Genomic DNA, 18,576 nt, shown 5'->3' on the forward strand with positions numbered 1-18,576 from the left:
AATTATTAAAAAACCGCCCTATATAAATTCTATAGGACGGTTTTTGCAAATATTTACTACTTTTTTTCTACAAATTCGTAATAAAGTGCTTTTGAAAGAAAAGGATCGTCCTTGTGGTCTTCTACACGATTCTCTTCCAGATAACCTTGCCCTTCCCCAACAATATTTATTGTTGAAAAGTAAGCATTCCGACTTTCATCATTAAAATGCAAGCTTCTTAAAAACCACGGCTCAATTCCTTTATTTACCGAGACATTGTAGTTTGTAATTAGATTTCCCCAGTTTACAAAACTGCATAAAAGTATCGTCCCGTAAAAATACCAGACCATTTGGTTAAAAAGATAAGCATTTGTTTTTTGTTTAGTAATTTTTATGAAAGTAAAAATCAGCCCAATTACCGATAAAATTAGAAAAGCATAAACCCCCAGTCTTTTATAAGTTAATCCAAAGAATGCGACATATTCTGAGTTTTTAATAATGGTGCTCACTATCAGCACACCATTTAAAACAATCCATACTTTAGCCAGCTTTTTTAGACGAGCTGCTTTTTTATCAAAATTAAATCCTCCTTTAAAATAAAACAGAATTACTCCAACCGCCATAATTATTGAAAAGATTACAGCATTTACTCTTTCGTGAGTAGCTGAGCTAAGTTTAGAAGTCTCGACAGCCTCAAAAAATTGCTCATAATTGTAGGTGATGATAAAAACCAAGAGCATAAAATTTAATAAGACTAATGTAATCTCACCACTTTTTCTTTCAAAATCCAGATCTAAAAACGAAAATGTCTTCTGATTTTTAATTTCGACGACATTACTAAACTCATTGTCTAAAAGTCCATTCTTCTCGTAACAAATTTCGGGAACCCAATAATTCCAAAAACTAAATGAAATGTAAAACCCTAAAACCCCTATCAGAAGTACTTCAAAAATATCAAGATCTAAAGTATAGTCCGTTAATAGGGAGGAAAAATGCTCACTTCCAAAAGAATAGGCTGTAAAAAATACCACCAGAAAAATGAATGGGATAATAACATATGCGACTAATTTCTTCGCAAAATTGTTGTGAATTTGTCTTTCGGGAAGCCATTGGCTGAACATAAAAACACGTCCTAACGTGGCGAAAGCGTTTAAAAATACAAGCGGAAAAATCTGAAGAATCTTTAGTTCCGGATCCTGTAGTCTAAAGTGCAGGAACAAAACAGACATGGAAAGTGCCAAAAAAGAAGGGAAATCTCCGTACCAGGCAAAAGCCATACACGACAAGACCGACGTAACCACCAAAATCAAATGAGACCGATCAGTAAACTTATCCTGAAAGAAATAACAAATCAGGCCGATTAACAATAGTCCAAAAATGGCGAGGTTTACTCCCATTGATTCATGGTAAAAAAGCAGGATAAAAATCAAACTGCAGGCTGGGATAACTTGGTGTTTTTTCATTGTTGTTGAATTTACTATTAATGGTTAAATAGATTGTTGCCATTCTATAATGGCGTTTTTTGTTGATTTCAATTTTAAAAGTACTTTGTATTTCAAAGTTTTAAGATAAAAAAATAGAGTAATTACGATTTCATTAATTTTTCGAGAAAAGAAAGGTGCTCTTTGAAAGCCGCACGCCCTCTGGGAGTTACCTGGTAAGATGTTTTAGGTTTCTTGCCTACAAATTCTTTCTTCACTTCGATATATTCCGCTTTTTCAAGAGCTGAGGAATGACTTGCCAGATTTCCGTCCGTAATATTCAGCAGATTTTTCATTTCAGTAAAATCTACCCACTCGTTGACCATCAAAATGGACATAATACCCAATCTGACACGACTTTCAAAATCTTTATTTAATTTATCAATAATTCCCATCGAATGGATTATTTATATTTTTTGAACATTATTAATCCGTACAAGATATGCAAAATACCAAATCCAATGATCCAAAAAATCAAACCGTATCCAATTAAAAAAAGAGAAATAAATCCTAAAACTAATTCGCAAAAGCCCAAATATTTGATATCAGAATAGGTATACTTTTCCGCATTTATCAAAGCCAGTCCATAAAAAATTAAAGTAGCCGGCGCAATTAAACCATAAACCTCATGATAGATTAGCGCCAAACAAAATATACCTCCAGCCAATAATGGAATGGTTAAATTAAAAAGCATGTTTTTGGTTGCCGATGTCCAAATAGGCAAATCATACTTTTTGCTTTTTCTAACAGTAAAAAGCAAACCAAACGTAAAAGCTACTGCTAAAATAATCAAACCTGTAAAGACCAGTTCTGAAACCAGGTCAGCAGAATATTGCTTCTCATAATCTCCACCAAAATATTCGGTCCCATTTGCTTTAAACAATTGGTAAACATATAGTCCTCCAATTAAAGCCGAAAGTCCCGCAAATACTCCTGAAAGGCCGCTTAATGATATAAATCTTGAAGAGCGCTCCATCATGGAACGAATATGGGCTAAATCTTCTTGGTGCTTCTGATTCATAAATAAAGTACTTTGAGATACAAAGTTATGTTTTATTTTGAATTGACAAGCTAATTTTTGGAAAAATTTCGCAAAGATGCGCGGAGATTCACAAAGATTCACAAAGATTCACAAAGATTCACAAAGATTTTTATCGTATTACTTTGTGTTGCTTTGTGTAATCTCTGCGAGCCTCTGCGGAACCCAAAAAATCCCGCGAAGACTCACAAAGCTGGCACAGAGATGCACGGAGTCTTTTTTGCGTTCTTTTCTAAAAAAAATTCCAAATCCCAACTTTATAAAACATGGATAGTCCCTATAGGACATTTTTTCTTATTTTTTCTACCGAAATGTGACTTCTAACGGAGTTTATATTGTAGCGAATAAATAAACGCTAACAACAACAGATAACTTACCTTTTTTCTGCAGATATGTGACTCCTAACGGAGTCAATATCGTAGACAATAGGTAATTACAACATAATAGCCATTACAGCATTTTTCTACACTAACATTAAACTCTTGAAAAAGCTTATCCCATAAGGATCAAATAAAGGTAACACAACAACTAACCTGATTCGTCTTGTCCCGTAGGGACTACACCTTGAGATTCCAACATTAACTTCACCCCATCCAAAAAAAAGCCCGTTCTCTCGAACAGGCTTTAATCTAAAATTTATTTCTACACTATTAATTCTTAGCGCTTCGCATTTTACGCGCTAAAAGTGTATTTTTAAGCAGCATAGCGATTGTCATTGGTCCTACTCCACCTGGAACCGGTGTGATAAATGATGATTTTTTACTTACACCGTCGAAATCAACGTCTCCTGTAATCACATAACCTTTTGGATGCGAAGCATCTTCCACTCTTGTAATTCCAACGTCAATTACGACCACCCCATCTTTTACCATGTCGGCTTTTAAGTAATTTGGCACACCTAATGCCGTGATAATAATATCAGCACTTCTGGTATACTCCTCAATGTTTTGGGTTCTGCTGTGCGTTAGCGTAACTGTAGAATCTCCCGGATTTCCTTTACGGCTCATTAAAAGACTCATTGGTCGGCCCACGATATGACTTCTGCCAATAACAACAGTATGTTTTCCTGCAGTTTCAATATTGTAACGCTCTAACAACTGCATGATTCCAAATGGTGTTGCAGGAATAAAGCTGTCCATCTCTAAAGCCATTTTTCCAAAATTCGCAGGATGAAAGCCGTCCACATCTTTGTCCGGATCAATAGCCATTAGAATTTTTTGTTCGCTGATGTGTTTTGGCAAAGGCAACTGAACAATAAATCCGTCCAGATTATCGTCTTCATTCAGTTCTTTAATTTTTGCCAGTAGTTCTGTTTCTGTAATTGTTTCGGGTAAACTCACCAAAGTCGAATCAAAGCCTATTTGCTGGCAAGATCTCACTTTACTTCCTACGTAAGTTAAACTTGCTCCGTCAGTTCCAACGATTACTGCTGCCAAATGAGGTACTTTCCCTCCGGCATCTTTTATCGATTGAACTTCGGCTGCAATTTCGTTTTTAATGTCTTCAGCTGTTTTTTTACCGTCTAGTAGTTGCATTGTTTTATTTTAGTTTCTGATTTAAAATTTCCGGTTTCACGTTAAAAGCGAAACACCTATTTATATTAATCAAAAAAGTTTCAAGTTGTAGTTTCATAACCTGAAACCTTAAACTTGAAACTTTTTTATTTTATCTCGGCATTCCGCCTGGCATTCCTTTCATTCCGCCCATCATCTTCATCAGATTTTTTCCGCCCGGACCCTGCATCATCTTCATCATCTTGCTCATTTGGTCAAACTGCTTCATTAACTGATTTACCTGCTCGACTTTGGTTCCGGAACCTTTAGCGATTCTGGCTTTTCTTTTCACGTCGATTATCGAAGGTTTACTTCTTTCTATCGGGGTCATCGAGTGGATGATCGCCTCAATATGTTTAAAAGCATCATCTTCTATCTCTACGTCTTTCATGGCTTTTGAAGCACCCGGTATCATTCCGACCAAGTCTTTCATGTTACCCATTTTCTTTACTTGCTGAATTTGCGTAAGAAAATCATCAAAACCAAATTCGTTTTTAGCAATTTTCTTTTGAAGTTTTCTCGCTTCTTCTTCATCAAATTGCTCCTGTGCTCTCTCTACAAGCGACACAACGTCACCCATACCTAAGATACGCTCAGCCATACGATCCGGATAGAAAACATCAATTGCTTCCATCTTCTCCCCCGTACCTACAAATTTGATTGGTTTGTTTACAACCGATTTGATCGAAATTGCAGCTCCACCACGTGTATCCCCATCTAATTTTGTTAAAATAACTCCATCAAAATTCAGGATGTCATTGAAGGCTTTTGCGGTATTTACAGCATCCTGTCCTGTCATAGAATCTACAACAAACAAGGTTTCCTGAGGCTGAATTGCTTTATGAACACGAGCAATTTCATCCATCATTTCCTGATCTACTGCTAAACGACCAGCCGTATCGACAATCACTACGTTAAAACCGTTAGCTTTTGCATGTTTGATTGCGTTTTGAGCAATTTCAACAGGGTTTTTATTTTCCGGCTCTGAATAAACCTCAACACCTATTTGATCTCCCACAACATGTAACTGATTAATCGCCGCAGGACGGTAGATATCACACGCTACTAAAAGTGGTTTTTTATTTTTCTTTGTCTTTAAGAAATTGGCCAGTTTCCCTGAGAAGGTTGTTTTTCCCGATCCCTGAAGTCCTGACATTAAAATAACAGAAGGATTTCCGGAAAGATTAACACCGGCAACATCACCACCCATCAATTCGGTTAGTTCGTCTTTAACTAACTTCACCAGTAATTGTCCCGGCTGAAGCGTTGTTAAAACGTCCTGACCAATTGCTTTTTCTTTTACTTTAGTGGTAAAATCTTTAGCAATTTTAAAGTTAACATCGGCATCAAGTAAGGCACGACGAACTTCTTTTAAAGTATCGGCAACGTTTACTTCTGTAATTTTACCGTGTCCTTTTAATATATGGAAGGCTTTATCTAACTTATCACTTAAATTATCAAACATACTTTTTTCTTTATTTGAAGTGCAAAGATAATCTAATTAGGCATTTCAGGCAATTTTTATTTAATCACATTTAAACTTGAAGTGTACGCTAATTTTACCGCAAAGAGCGCAAAGTTTTACGCAAAGCTCGCTAGGTTTTTTTTGCTTGTAAAGATGCGAAGTCCCAATATTTTTTCCTGCTGATTTAGCAGATATCGCCGATTTTTTTACATACATAATCTAAAAAAGGAATCTGCCTAATCTGTTAAATCTGCGAAAACAAAAAAGACGCAAGGAATAAACCTTTGCGCCTTTGTAACTCTGTCCCTTTGCCCCTTCTTAATTAAAACTGGAAGTAAATAAACGGCTGCGAACCGGCAACTGCTGTTGCATAGACTATCCAATACGTAAATCCCAGAATAATTGCTTTTCCAATCAGAGGTGTTTTATCAAAAACTAATTTCATTTTAGAGGTAATAGCTTCCGGCAAGACGTGCCAAACGTATCCGAAAAGCATCAATAAAAAGACATTTTTGTAACCTATTATGATTGCCTGCCAATGTTCCGGCTCAAAAGTTAACTGACCAATATTATTAATGACCTGAAGTGCTGTTTCAAAATCTCTGGCACGGAAAAATATCCAACAGAAAACAACAAAGTGGAAGGTAATGACGATTGAAAAGAATTTCCATAAAAATCCAGAACCTTTGCCCTCTTTTTTGGGAGGGAAGAATTCCATGAAAATTTTATGAACGGCTAATGCCAATCCGTGTAATGCTCCCCAAACAATAAACTGTGCTCCGGCTCCGTGCCACAATCCTCCTAAAAGCATCGTGGTAAACAAATTGAAATTGGTCACCAATGTTTGGTTTTTCTTTTTCGAAAGTAAAAAGGTCAGGCAGAAAAGCACTAATGCCCCAATTGCGATCCCTAGTGGAATGAAACTTTCGTTTATGTTTGAAATTCCCCAAAGCAATAATCCGAAGAAGAATAAACTTGGGAATAAAAACCCTGCGAATGTTCCTTCGCGATTTCCACCGATCGAGATATACAAAAAGTCTTTCAGCCAGGTGGATAGTGAAATATGCCATCTTCTCCAGAAATCGGTAATAGAAGTTGACTTATAAGGCGTTCTAAAGTTCGCCGGAAGTTTGAATCCTAATAGCAAAGCGATTCCGATTGCCATATCTGAATATCCTGAAAAGTCACAGTAAATCTGAATCGCATATCCATAAGATGCCATTAAATTTTCGAACGAGGTATAATTCATCGGAGTGTCAAAAACACGATCAACGAAGTTTATAGAGATGTAATTTGAAATTACTGTTTTCTTAATCAATCCACCAATAATCAAAAACAAAGCGTTGTTTACATCTTCTCTGGTCAGGTTTAATTTCTGATAAATCTGAGGTAAAAAATCTTTTGCTCTAACTATTGGTCCTGCCACCAACTGCGGGAAGAAAGAAACGAAGAACAAATATTCGATGTAATTTTTGGTTGGTTTAATTTCTTCACGGTAGATTTCGATAATATAACTCATCGACTGGAAGGTGTAAAATGAGATTCCAACCGGCAGAAAAATATCGTGCAGTTCATAATTTCCATGAAACATATCATTGAAGGTAACAATCATGAAGTTCATGTATTTGAAATACCCCAACAATCCCAGGTTCAGAATTACACTGATCACCAGATAAATTTTCTTTGTACTGTCTTTTGCTTCTCTGTAAATGATCTGACTCAGGCCGTAATCAACAACAGACGAAAGTAATAATAGCAGAAAGTAAATTCCACTTGACTTGTAATAAAAGAAAAGCGAAAAGAGGATAACGTATGTTAATCTCAAATAAAATGTTTTGCGTAAAAAGGCATACACAAAATAAAAAACCAGAAATAATCCGAGGAACAAACCGGTATTAAACAGTAATTTTTCTTCAGGATTGTATATAAACCAGCTTCGAACCTGCTCCGGAGTAATCGCGCCAAAATTCTGAATGAACCAATTATTTATGCTATCTATTGTAATCAACTTAATTCTTTAATTTAAAATTATCGTATGCTTTTAAAAATGCTTCTGCAAACAAGTTTCCTTGTTTTTCATATCCTTTTTTTGAATAATGAACCCAATCCGGGCCAATTAATCCAGAGGACTTTAAACCTCTAATTCCTTCCATCGCTCCCAATTCATCGTATAAATCCCAAACTGCAAAACCATCTGTCTTTGCTATTTCAATAATACTTTTTGCGTAATCGCGAATATAAACATTAGGTCTTCTTGCTTTGAGTAATGAAGGAGGCGGAGTCATCACGATGATAGAAACCTTACTATTGTGTTCTTTCACATTTTTTATAAAATCACGCAATTCCTTTATATACGCCGAAGCTTCCATATGATCGTAGCTTTCGTTTGTTCCTAGCGAAAGAACTATAAGATCGCTATGCAATGCTTTTAGCTGTTCAAAAAATAACGGGTACTTATTATAATCTGAAAACTTGGCTCCATTTACCCCAATGCTGCTGTAAATTAAACCGGGGGTATCTTTTTCTAAAACAATTCCGCTCAATTCGTACTTTGAAGCTTCTTTATTGGGAAGCAGGAAAATACGACTCAACGTTTTTTCAGAGTTGTAATAATGAGTAAACGAGTCCGATTCCAAATTTAAAGGAACAAATTCTGAACTCGTAATATTTCTCGGCTTAGTCTCATTTGTTCGAATTTTAAGCGTTCTTCCCGCGCGAATGTTATTCGATTTCAGATGATTGTCTTTTCTAATATCGGCTACCGAAACATTGTATTTGTCAGCAATTGTCGAGATCGCTTCTCCTTTTTTGATTTTGTGCGTAATCACTTTTCGCTCTGTAGATTGAATCGTTTTGGTTTGAGAGGATATCGCTAAATCAAACATGTTCTGATTTTGAGGCGTAATAATTTTGATGGTATTGAAATTATACGCAGCATCTTTAACATTCAGTTCAACAGCAAAACCGCCATTGTCTCTCCAAAGTGCAATTCCGCTTAAACCAACGGGAACATTTTTGACAGGATGAATGTTTCGATAACTTTCCCAGCCTCTGTTGGAACGAAACCGCTCGTTATAAGAGCCGTTTGTTTTAGCCAGTTGATACGGAAAAACTAACCCACGGCCGCCATTACCAAACTTTTGCTGTAGTTTTTTCCTAATCTCATTGGTCATTAAATCACTCTGAATGTGCGAATCTCCCACATGGACCATATTGATTTTTTGACTATTTTGACTTTCGTTCGACTTCAATTTCAAAAAAAACGGCACTAAGACTTCTGCATTATAAATCCTGTCTCCTGAAAAAGAATCAACAGCGGCTGTATCGGCTTTATGCATCATATTTTTTGTAATTGGAATTGAATCTGTCTTTGGTATTTTATCATTTGTTGAGAAAAAAAGACAACAAAAGAAGATAATTAATCTATTCATTTACGCTATCTGTTTTTACCGCTACGGAATCTGTATTGGTCTTCCTGGCTGCTTTCCGTTTGTTGGTATCAGCCTCTCTGTTTACCCGTAATACTTTATATTGCTCGTAACCTTTGTTCAATTGATCGTATACTAATTTACCAATAGCTTTTGCCCCACGCTGATTAAAGTGTGTATAATCTTTATTGGCTCTGGCCGGAGATTCGTCTACCCATTTCACCATTGATCCGTCACCTCCCATTAAGGTGTACAAATTCACAAATCCGGATTCGGTTTCAAGAGCGTATCTTTTTTGCGCTCTCATTAATGGAACAACTGCTGAATCGGTTTTCATCTCTAAATCGTACTTGGTAGATTTATCGGCTGTCGAAATGATCAGGATCGAAACTCCCGGAAAAGATTCTTTAATTTTATTCACCGCTTTGGTCATACCTCTTTGGTACCAATTGTAATTCTTGGTCCCATAATTTAGAACGTTGGTTCCGTAATGTAGAATAACCAAGTCGTACTTTAAACTGTTATTGAACCCCTGCATAACATTCGAATTAAAGGTAGAAATTGGCAAACCTGAGTTCCCTCTTTGCGAGAAGTTGTCTACATGAACCCCGTTTCCGCTATCAAAATTAAAACCATAGATTGGAATAGAATCGGCATGAATAAAATTGGCTTTAAATCCTTTTATGCTTCCCGAAGTTACTTTTAGAGTGTTGATCAGATTGTTTGGTACAAGGCTTTTTCGCAAGGTATCTTTGCCGATAATGAAATTTACATTACCTTTTTTAGACCCTCTGCCATAATACAAAGTCGGACTATCTAAAGTTGTTGCGTGTTTGTTTAAACCTGCTTCGTACTGAACCCAGGTCGTATTTGATTTATCATTAGCAAAAAACACATGCCCGTTTACTCCAAATGGACTCGTTGGATGTTTTACGTTCAAATACGATTGCATTTTCCAGTTTTTGGAAGCTGAAGATTTTACAGAACCACGTGATGCTGCAGATTCTGAATTGATGGACACAAAACCAACTCCGCTTCCGCCAAAACGTTCCTGGTAATTGGCCCGAACATCCTGCACAATTAAATCACCATCGGTCATGGAATCTCCATAATAGGCAATTCTGACTTTGGCTTGCGGATTATTCTCCAACTGGTATAATTTTTCGTAAAAAGAAATCAGGTATTGGTATCCTTTGTAGTTATCGAAAGTTTCAGACGGAAATTCGATTCCTTCCGAAGCATCGAAAACAATCTTTTCCCTCATTTCATTTTTCTCATCTTCGGTCAGACTGTCTCCACCCTGTTCCAGAGAATCATTTGCGACTGACTCTAAAAGCAGACTATCGATTAGTACATTTTTAGAATCTACTTTACTATCCGAAAAGATCTTGTCCGGCAAGATTTGCTTAAATCCGATGAAAGCTATAAATGCCAGTGCCACAATGGCAAAAGACTGAAAGAAATAAGATTTTGTATTCACTCGTAATAATAAATTTGAAGAAAGGATTCACTAAAAATTTCATTTCAAAATTCCTACTAATTCCTTATAAAAAAGTACGGGCAAAGATAGAATTAAACAATTAATTTCTAGGTTCTTTTTAACATTAAAATAATACAAAAAAAAGAGGCTGAACGAATCCAGCCTCTTGATCAAAAAAAAATAAAAAAAACAAAGTCAATTATTAACTAAAATTTGAAATAAGTTGAATGTGATAGACTACAGATGTAAAAAAACCCGAACAAATTAATTACTCGGGTTTTCTATCTTCTTCTTATTTAAGGATTGCGTACTCTAAAGTAACATAACCTCTAATTCCTGCTTCATTGGTCATCGCCAGGAATTTAACTTTGTAATAATTTCCGGCTGCATCTTTAACCACATAAAAACGATCTGCTCTTATGCTTGGTAGAGTAGTTGGTCCACCACCACTTCTCCAGTTAGAACCAATAACTCTCTGGTCTGTTTTTGAAAGCGTGAAATTTGACTCTACTACATTTGCTTTAGCAAAAGCAGCATAAGTTACATCAGCCGTAACTAAAACCTGATAAACCTGAGTTCCAGATTTTGCATTTGTTGTGATAAAATCAGAAAAACCGTAAGTCACATCACCACTACCCATATTAAAATAGTTGGTAAATACGGTAAAGTTTAAGTCCCATTTTGCTTTTTGCGGTTCAACTGCAACTGTATTTCCTGTCGCTAAACTGAAAAATGTAAAATTAAAATCAGCATCTTTAGAAATTACTTTTTCTGTGAATGTAGTAGAAGTCAAATCAGCGTATTGGATTTTGTATCCATTACCACTTCTTAAGATTCTAACTTTTTTCCATCCTCTTGAATCACCATCAACACTAACGGAACCTTTTGCCGGTACTGCTGTTGAAACTTTAAATCCAAGATTCACTAAATATACTTTATTGTCTGCATCTGTTGCAGAAACTTCAGCAATAGCAGTTCCTACTCCTGCTCCTGCACCAGCTAAAACACCAGTTGGATTATCAACATATCCGTTTGATGAAGGGTTCTCACCAGCTCCAACTGAAACATTGGTGTCGATTGTTTGAGATACTGTAATATCTGATGTAGCTAATTTTTTAACAGCCATTTTAACAGATCCGTTCAAAACAACTCTAAAATCATCTCCTGATGAGAATCCGAAATCCCATGATTCTCTGTTTACTGCTTTAAATTCTGCAGCACTTAAATCAAGGTAAACCTGATTTGGCTGATTAGGACCTCCAACTGTCGGCTGTAAAGTTGCTCCAACGGTCGGGATCTCGACCTTAGTATCGTCGTCACTTGAGCAAGATGCAAGTGATAAGAAAGCGAATGATAATAATAAAAGTTTTTTCATTGTATTTATGTATTAAGTATTTAAAGATTAAGATTATATGCTAATTTAAAAAAGTAAGAACGTCCGTATGCGAGCATTAAATTCGAAGATGTTGCATGTGCCGATCCTCCACTTGTTTTACTTCGGTTTACATCGGTTACATTAAAAATGTTTCTTGCTCCGACCGTTACTTCAAATCTGTCTTTGAAGAAATTCTTTCTGATTGATGCATCAAACCAATTACTGGCAGCGATAGTAGACAGCACGTATTCTGACGCACCTTCCTCAAACTGTTGCGTTTTTCCGTTGTACTTGTAATAACCCGAAATAATTGTTTTCCACTTTGGAATGTTATAAGATACACTTGCATTTAAATTAAACGAATAGAGAAAATCATCGTTTGAAACAATTTTTTGATTGTCTAATCGCTGCGAAACTCCTACCAATGCAGCTCCAACATTAATCGTCAAGCTATTTAATCTTAACTGATTCGTTGTAGAAAAATTCCACATTCTGTATTTACTAATGTTGATGTATTGATTTTCAGGCGTACCGGTATTTGGATTGTTCCCTATAAATACCATGTCAATTCTATCATTAACATCCAGGTAGCTTCCCCCAATTGTATTTGATATTTGTAGTCCTGAAGGAAAAGAAGTAAACTTTTTAACACTTGTTTCATAAGAAGTACTTGTTTCCGGAATCAAGTTTTCATTTCCTGCAAAAAAGTGCCCATCGAAAATTTGATTCACATATAATTCCTCAAAATTTGGAGTTCTAAAACCGTTACCATACGATCCTCTCAACTCAACTCCTTTATCAAACAAATATCTTAATGCAACTGAAGAAGCATATTGATTTTTAAATTTAGACTGTGCCGAAAATCTCAATCCCGGTTTTATAGAAAACCGATCGGTAGCCATAATTTCTGAAGAAACAAAAAAATCATAGTTCTCTATCGTTTTATAAACCGATTCAATCACATTATTCTTTTTTTGAACAAGTGCGAATCCTTTATTGTTTACAAATTCATATCCCACCTGCAAATCAATACTTTTGTCTGAGAAAAAATTATTTAATGTCCCTGTAGAAGAAAGAACTTCCATCGACTGATCTTTCTTCTTCTCGTTCGCCCCTTCAGTTTTAGTAAACAAATAATACGTGAAATTCTCTATTTCTCGCTGTTGCTTCTGATGTGTAACAGAAACATTATACGTTAATTGTGAGAACAGCGATCCGGTTGCATTTAAATTATGAAAGTACCTGTTGGTAAAATATCTTTTATCATCAGCAGCACGATAGGATCCCAAAGTAGGATTAAAAAGAGACTGCACTGTACTATTATAAAAATCTACATCTTCATCTAAGTACTCAAATTTATAGAAGAATCGAAAATCGTCTTTTCGATACGATAGCATTGCGTTTCCGTTTAACTGATCTTTTGGCAACCAACTGTAACCTCGCATAAAATCAGTTTGAAAGTAATCCTTACCCTTTTTACCATTTAAAAAACCTTGAAAATCATTTCTATTTGCTCCTACACTTACAAACCAGTTCTCATTAAAAGTATGCGCTACACGTAAAGATTGAATATGGCGTCCTTTATCAAAAAGAGCGTATTCTTTTCCAACGGTCTCCTCTTGCACTGCGGCATTAATATCCCACTTATATTTAGATGATTTTTTAGTTATAATATTAAGAACTCCGCTTACAGCATTGGCTCCGTAGCTAACTCCCATAGAACCTTCTACAATTTCAATATGATCCACATCATTTAGGTTAATCTGAGACAAATCTGTATTGTTCCCCAGACCGGCTTCATTAACTAATGGTATATTATCCACTAAAATTTTAAAGTATTGTGCATCTAATCCAAACAAGGAAACGGTTGAGCGCCCGGTTGTTCCACTAGGTCTAACGGTGATATTTAAATATTGATTTAAAACGTCTGCTAAGTTATTTGCTGCTAAATTTTGTATGTCCTGATTAGAAATCACACGAACATTAAACACTGATTTTTTTATAGACTGTGGCTCAAACTGCCCGGTAACCACCACTTCAGAAAGTTTATTTACAGCCGTGGTATCTTTCTTTTGTGCAAAAGATATTTGACAAAAAAGAAAAGCTGCAAAAAAGATAAATTTGATTTTCATTATTTTTATTCAATCTTAATAATGGCGCAAATGTATAAATTATTTTTATTTGTTCTAAATTAAATACATATATTTGCGAAAATTTAAAAACAAAATATTACATTATGATTTCAAAAAGCCTCTATTTTTCAGCTGTTATGGCTTTGACTTGTAGCCTTGGTTTCAGTCAGGATAAAAAGCAACAAGACATCAAATCCATCAAATCTATGTGTGGTTGCTACGAAGTGAAGTTTAATTTCGCAGAAACTTTTCAATACGCTAAAGATTCGGCGACTTATAAACCATCAGAAACAAAACACGAATCTGCATTAGAATGGGTAGAGTTATTAGAAGACACTCCTAACAAAATTGTAATGCAACACTTATTAATAGTGAGTGATGACATGATCATCAAACACTGGAGACAAGACTGGTTGTATGAAAACACTGATTTATATACCTTTAATAAAGGGACTTCATGGAAATACAAACAACTGGACAAAAAAGCAGTAAAAGGCCAATGGACACAAAAAGTATTTCAGGTAGACGATAGTCCACGTTACGAAGGATCTTCGACATGGGTACACGTAGACGGGCAAAACTACTGGGCAAACATTGCAGATGCACCACTTCCAAGAAGAGAGCAAACCAAACGTAATGACTATAATGTTTTAAAAAGAAGAAACATTCACGAAATTACAGCTACAGGATGGAATCATGAGCAAGACAATGACAAATTGGTACGTGACGACAGCGGAAAAGATGTTTTATTAGCGCAAGAAAAAGGTCTGGACGTTTACACTAAAGTTCCGGATATTAAATGTATCGCTGCTCAAAAATGGTGGAAAGAAAACAACGCGCTTTGGAAGAATGTTCGTGACAAATGGCAAACTCTTTTTGACAGACACCAGGACTTAAACTTAGAAGCTAAAGTAGACAGAAAAGCACTTTACTCTCTTCTGTTTGATTTGAAACCAACTGCTACAAAAGCAGAAACTGATGCAATCATTAATAAGTTCGTAAAATAAGAAATTCTTTTTCTACTTATATTCTAAAAGCCGATAGTTTGTCACTATCGGCTTTTTTATGCATAAAAAAAAACCGTCTGAAAATAAATCCAAACGGTCTGCTACCTTCTATGTTTAATAAAGCTATTAGCTTACTAATTCAAAACAGCATAAATCAACTAATAAAAGGTTGGTATTTTTAATCTCTATGATAGATATTTTGGAATAATCCTCGCGGAAATGCTAAAAAAAACTCTTGAAGTGATATTAGAGTCTGTAAATAAGGATATTAGTACCCTGTTGTACTTCCTTTATTAAAGTAGGAAAATTAATATATTATTTTATAACACACAAGCAAATAACAGACTATTTTTGCACTTTTTTCCAGAAGACTAAAATCCAGCATTTTGACTATATTATTCAAGACCGTATAATAAGAATCTAGAAAAAACAAAAAGGGCTGATAGTTATAAAACTATCAGCCCTTTAATTTATGCTATGTATAAAAAATACGTTTTACATGAACTATTATTTAGCTTCTGTACACTCAGAATAAGAAACGATATGTTTCGTTAAATCTGTCCATTTAGGCTCAGGATTTGCAGCAATTACTTTTTCACAGCTTCCCCATAATGGCACAAATTCTTTTTTATAATCTTTCTTCTTCAATAAAAATGCAGGAGAATCTTTTTTAGCAACATAGTAAGATTTTGCATCACCCCCAATAAATTTAACTCCTCCAACGCCTAATGAAGTTGTTTCTTTTGCATAAGGATCACAATACACTTTAAATTCTTTACTGAATGAAGGATTAAGTAATTGCATTAACAATTTGCTGTTTCTTTTTTTGATTTTTACGTCAGCAGTTTCAAAATAAGCGTATCCTTGGTTTAAGAAATCCTGGTTTAACTTATCGTCATTCCATTTTTTAAAGTCTTCAAGAAAATTTAGTCTTTTCCCTAAGTTATCCAATCCGCTTGGTGGCAAGTACATGAATTTAATATCTTCTGGTTTTAGTTTGTGTTTTTTACCCGTTCCATCTTGTAATTTGATGAACTCAATTAAACCTTTGTCTCTGTCAATATCTTTAATAGTACCATTTATTTCGGTACCATCAGCTAAAGTAATGTAAGCAGTTTTACTGTGAGAAAATCCATAAGAAGGAGAAATCAAATCTTGCGCATTTGCAGAACAACACACTACTAGAAACACTAATAGTAAAAAGGAATTTTTAATCATTTGTTTTTTGGTTAATTTTTTGCCTACTCTTGCGATTTTCGGCTTCCTCGATTATTATTTTAACAGGAAATTTTTAGCTAACAGCCTATATTTATTGGTTTCACCAACTTTTTTTATAAATTATTTTCTTACCGTAAACATAGCTATAAAAACGAGATTTACAAATGTTAAATTGTGTTTTTTACACGAAAATTCGCCCCAAAAACCTTTACCTGTTTTTCGTGTTAATTACCTTATATTTTCTAATAAAATATAGTTCTCTTCGATCGTAACTCTTTAGAAAATTTCCCTTTCTACTCTCGAAAAGCAATAGACTTTTAGATTTCGGGTGGACAAAAAAAAGGGTCGATAATTACATTCATAATTATCGACCCTTTGTATTTTATCTTTTGTACAGCAATTACATGCGCTCCGGAACTTCGATTCCCAGCAAACTAAAAGCGGCTTTGATAACCTCAGCTACTTTTTGCGAAAGCTGCACTCTGAATACTTTTTTAGTTAAATCTACTTCTCCTAATATGTGTACCGACTGATAAAAAGAATTATATTCTTTTACCAAATCATAAGTATAATTAGCAATCAGAGCCGGACTATGATTGTGTGCTGCATTTTGAATTACTTCCGGGAAAAGCTCAATTTGTTTTACCAGCTCTTTTTCTTTTTCGTGTAATTCTTCCGTATTTGTCTTTACAGAAAATTCAAAATCAGCTTTACGGATTATCGATTGGATTCTCGCATAAGTGTACTGAATAAACGGACCTGTATTTCCGGCAAAATCAACAGATTCTTCAGGATTAAACAAAATACGTTTTTTTGGATCTACTTTTAAGATATAATATTTCAATGCCCCAAGACCAATGGTTTGGTACAATTTGGCTTTTTCTTCGGTTGAATAACTGTCCAGTTTTCCTAAATCTTCAGAAATTTGTTTCGCTGTATCGGTCATATCCTGCATCAAATCATCGGCATCTACAACGGTTCCTTCACGGCTTTTCATTTTTCCTGAAGGCAAATCAACCATTCCGTATGATAAATGATACAAGCTTGAAGCCCAGTCAAAACCTAGTTTTTTCAGAATAAGAAACAGTACTTTAAAATGGTAATCCTGTTCGTTACCTACTGTATATACCATTCCGCCCACATCCGGCATGTCTTTTACACGTTGAATTGCTGTTCCGATATCCTGTGTCATATATACAGCAGTTCCATCTGAACGCAAAACAATTTTACGATCTAAACCTTCATCAGTAAGATCAATCCAAACGGAACCGTCAGGATCTTTTTCAAAAACCCCTTTGTCCAGACCTACCTGAACCACATCTTTTCCTAATAAATAGGTATTGCTCTCATAATAGTATTTATCAAAATTAACACCCAGATTTTTATAAGTGATAGCAAAACCATCGTAAACCCATTGGTTCATCATTTTCCAAAGCGAAATTACCGCTTCGTCTCCTGACTCCCATTTTTTAAGCATCTCTTGTGCTTCAATAATGATTGGAGACTGTTTTTTTGCTTCTTCCTCTGTTTTTCCGGCTTCCATTAGCTGAGAGATCTCTGCCTTGTAAGCTTTATCAAACTCAACATAGTACTTCCCTACTAATTTATCTCCTTTTAGATTGGAACTTTCCGGAGTTTCACCATTTCCAAACTTCTGCCAGGCCAGCATCGATTTGCAAATATGGATTCCACGGTCGTTGATAATCTGTGTTTTGTATACTTTTTTCCCTGATGCTTTGATTATTTCAGCTACAGAATATCCTAACAAATTGTTACGTACGTGACCTAAGTGTAAAGGTTTATTAGTGTTTGGCGAAGAATATTCAACCATGATTGCTTTATCTTCCGGATTTGGTGTTACATATCCGAACTTGGTATTGTCTTTTATTACATTGAAGAAATTCAAATAATAACTGTCTGCAATGACAATATTCAAAAATCCCGAAACCACATTAAAGCGTGCTACTTCAGAAACGTTCTCTACCAGATAATTTCCAATTTTATTTCCCAGTTCGACAGGATTGCTTTTGATCACTTTCAACAAAGGAAAAATCACCATTGTGATATCGCCTTCAAATTCCTTTCGGGTAGTTTGAAATTCGATTTTCTCAACAGTAACATCAAATAATGCTTGTATTGCTTTTTGTATAGAAGGTGTAAGAATTTGTGATAATGACATGTAAACTTATTTTAAAGTGTGCAAATATACTGCTTATTCATCAATTACAGAAAATCAAAAACATATTAAATCGAATAAAACAGTTCCAATTTCTTAAAAAACCTCTCCTTTCAAGTGTTAAAATTATGCAAAAACCAAAACCCTAACCCATTATAAAACAGACGATCTTACGAAAGAAATATTTTTTTTCACTTTTTTCTGTAACATATCTTTAGCAAACGAGTCTTAATAGAGACTTCA

General features: G+C 35.1%; 13 protein-coding genes. 1 reads left to right on the forward strand and 12 read right to left on the reverse strand.

Annotation, left to right across the window (positions count from 1 at the left end):
• Positions 1 to 56 precede the first annotated feature (56 nt).
• The 10 genes from BHE19_RS14840 to BHE19_RS14885 form a co-directional block, all read right to left on the reverse strand.
• The gene (locus BHE19_RS14840; RefSeq protein WP_070907793.1) at positions 57 to 1,442 is read right to left on the reverse strand and encodes a DUF4153 domain-containing protein; all 1,386 of its coding nucleotides are present in this window, start codon (positions 1,440 to 1,442) and stop codon (positions 57 to 59) included.
• Positions 1,443 to 1,564: 122 nt separating this feature from the next.
• On the reverse strand, positions 1,565 to 1,855 hold the full coding sequence (locus tag BHE19_RS14845) for a winged helix-turn-helix domain-containing protein (protein WP_017494879.1): 291 nt from the start codon (positions 1,853 to 1,855) through the stop codon (positions 1,565 to 1,567).
• 8 nt (positions 1,856 to 1,863) lie between these two features.
• The gene (locus BHE19_RS14850; protein ID WP_070907794.1) at positions 1,864 to 2,481 is read right to left on the reverse strand and encodes a hypothetical protein; all 618 of its coding nucleotides are present in this window, start codon (positions 2,479 to 2,481) and stop codon (positions 1,864 to 1,866) included.
• 668 nt (positions 2,482 to 3,149) lie between these two features.
• Positions 3,150 to 4,034 carry a bifunctional 5,10-methylenetetrahydrofolate dehydrogenase/5,10-methenyltetrahydrofolate cyclohydrolase gene (locus tag BHE19_RS14855; RefSeq protein WP_017494881.1) on the reverse strand — a complete coding sequence of 295 codons (885 nt, stop codon included), beginning with the start codon at positions 4,032 to 4,034 and terminating at the stop codon, positions 3,150 to 3,152.
• Positions 4,035 to 4,164: 130 nt separating this feature from the next.
• Positions 4,165 to 5,517: a signal recognition particle protein gene (ffh, locus tag BHE19_RS14860; RefSeq protein ID WP_017494882.1), complete on the reverse strand. Its 1,353-nt coding sequence runs from the start codon at positions 5,515 to 5,517 to the stop codon at positions 4,165 to 4,167.
• Between the two features lie 322 nt (positions 5,518 to 5,839).
• Positions 5,840 to 7,525, reverse strand: a complete 1,686-nt coding sequence (locus tag BHE19_RS14865; protein WP_070907795.1) for an MBOAT family O-acyltransferase — start codon at positions 7,523 to 7,525, stop codon at positions 5,840 to 5,842.
• 1 nt (position 7,526) lies between these two features.
• Positions 7,527 to 8,858: a GDSL-type esterase/lipase family protein gene (locus BHE19_RS14870; RefSeq protein WP_233431382.1), complete on the reverse strand. Its 1,332-nt coding sequence runs from the start codon at positions 8,856 to 8,858 to the stop codon at positions 7,527 to 7,529.
• A gap of 82 nt (positions 8,859 to 8,940) precedes the next feature.
• Entirely contained in the window at positions 8,941 to 10,425 is a 1,485-nt protein-coding gene (locus tag BHE19_RS14875; RefSeq protein ID WP_070907797.1) for an SGNH/GDSL hydrolase family protein, read from the reverse strand.
• 292 nt (positions 10,426 to 10,717) lie between these two features.
• On the reverse strand, positions 10,718 to 11,800 hold the full coding sequence (locus BHE19_RS14880) for an HmuY family protein (protein ID WP_017494886.1): 1,083 nt from the start codon (positions 11,798 to 11,800) through the stop codon (positions 10,718 to 10,720).
• Between the two features lie 20 nt (positions 11,801 to 11,820).
• Positions 11,821 to 13,932: a TonB-dependent receptor plug domain-containing protein gene (locus BHE19_RS14885; protein WP_070907798.1), complete on the reverse strand. Its 2,112-nt coding sequence runs from the start codon at positions 13,930 to 13,932 to the stop codon at positions 11,821 to 11,823.
• A 104-nt stretch (positions 13,933 to 14,036) separates the two neighbouring features.
• On the opposite strand from BHE19_RS14885, the gene BHE19_RS14890 reads away from it, so the two are divergent.
• The gene (locus BHE19_RS14890) at positions 14,037 to 14,939 is read left to right on the forward strand and encodes a DUF6607 family protein (RefSeq protein ID WP_017494888.1); all 903 of its coding nucleotides are present in this window, start codon (positions 14,037 to 14,039) and stop codon (positions 14,937 to 14,939) included.
• A gap of 507 nt (positions 14,940 to 15,446) precedes the next feature.
• On the opposite strand, the gene BHE19_RS14895 is transcribed toward BHE19_RS14890, so the two are convergent.
• Both BHE19_RS14895 and argS read right to left on the reverse strand, forming a co-directional pair.
• Positions 15,447 to 16,157, reverse strand: a complete 711-nt coding sequence (locus BHE19_RS14895) for a hypothetical protein (RefSeq protein WP_123923463.1) — start codon at positions 16,155 to 16,157, stop codon at positions 15,447 to 15,449.
• Between the two features lie 400 nt (positions 16,158 to 16,557).
• Positions 16,558 to 18,336, reverse strand: coding sequence for an arginine--tRNA ligase (argS, locus tag BHE19_RS14900; protein ID WP_070907799.1), 1,779 nt, complete (start codon positions 18,334 to 18,336; stop codon positions 16,558 to 16,560).
• Between the last annotated feature and the right edge of the window lie 240 nt (positions 18,337 to 18,576).

Origin of the sequence: Flavobacterium tructae (assembly GCF_001853485.1) — a bacterium.
GTDB lineage: Bacteria > Bacteroidota > Bacteroidia > Flavobacteriales > Flavobacteriaceae > Flavobacterium > Flavobacterium tructae.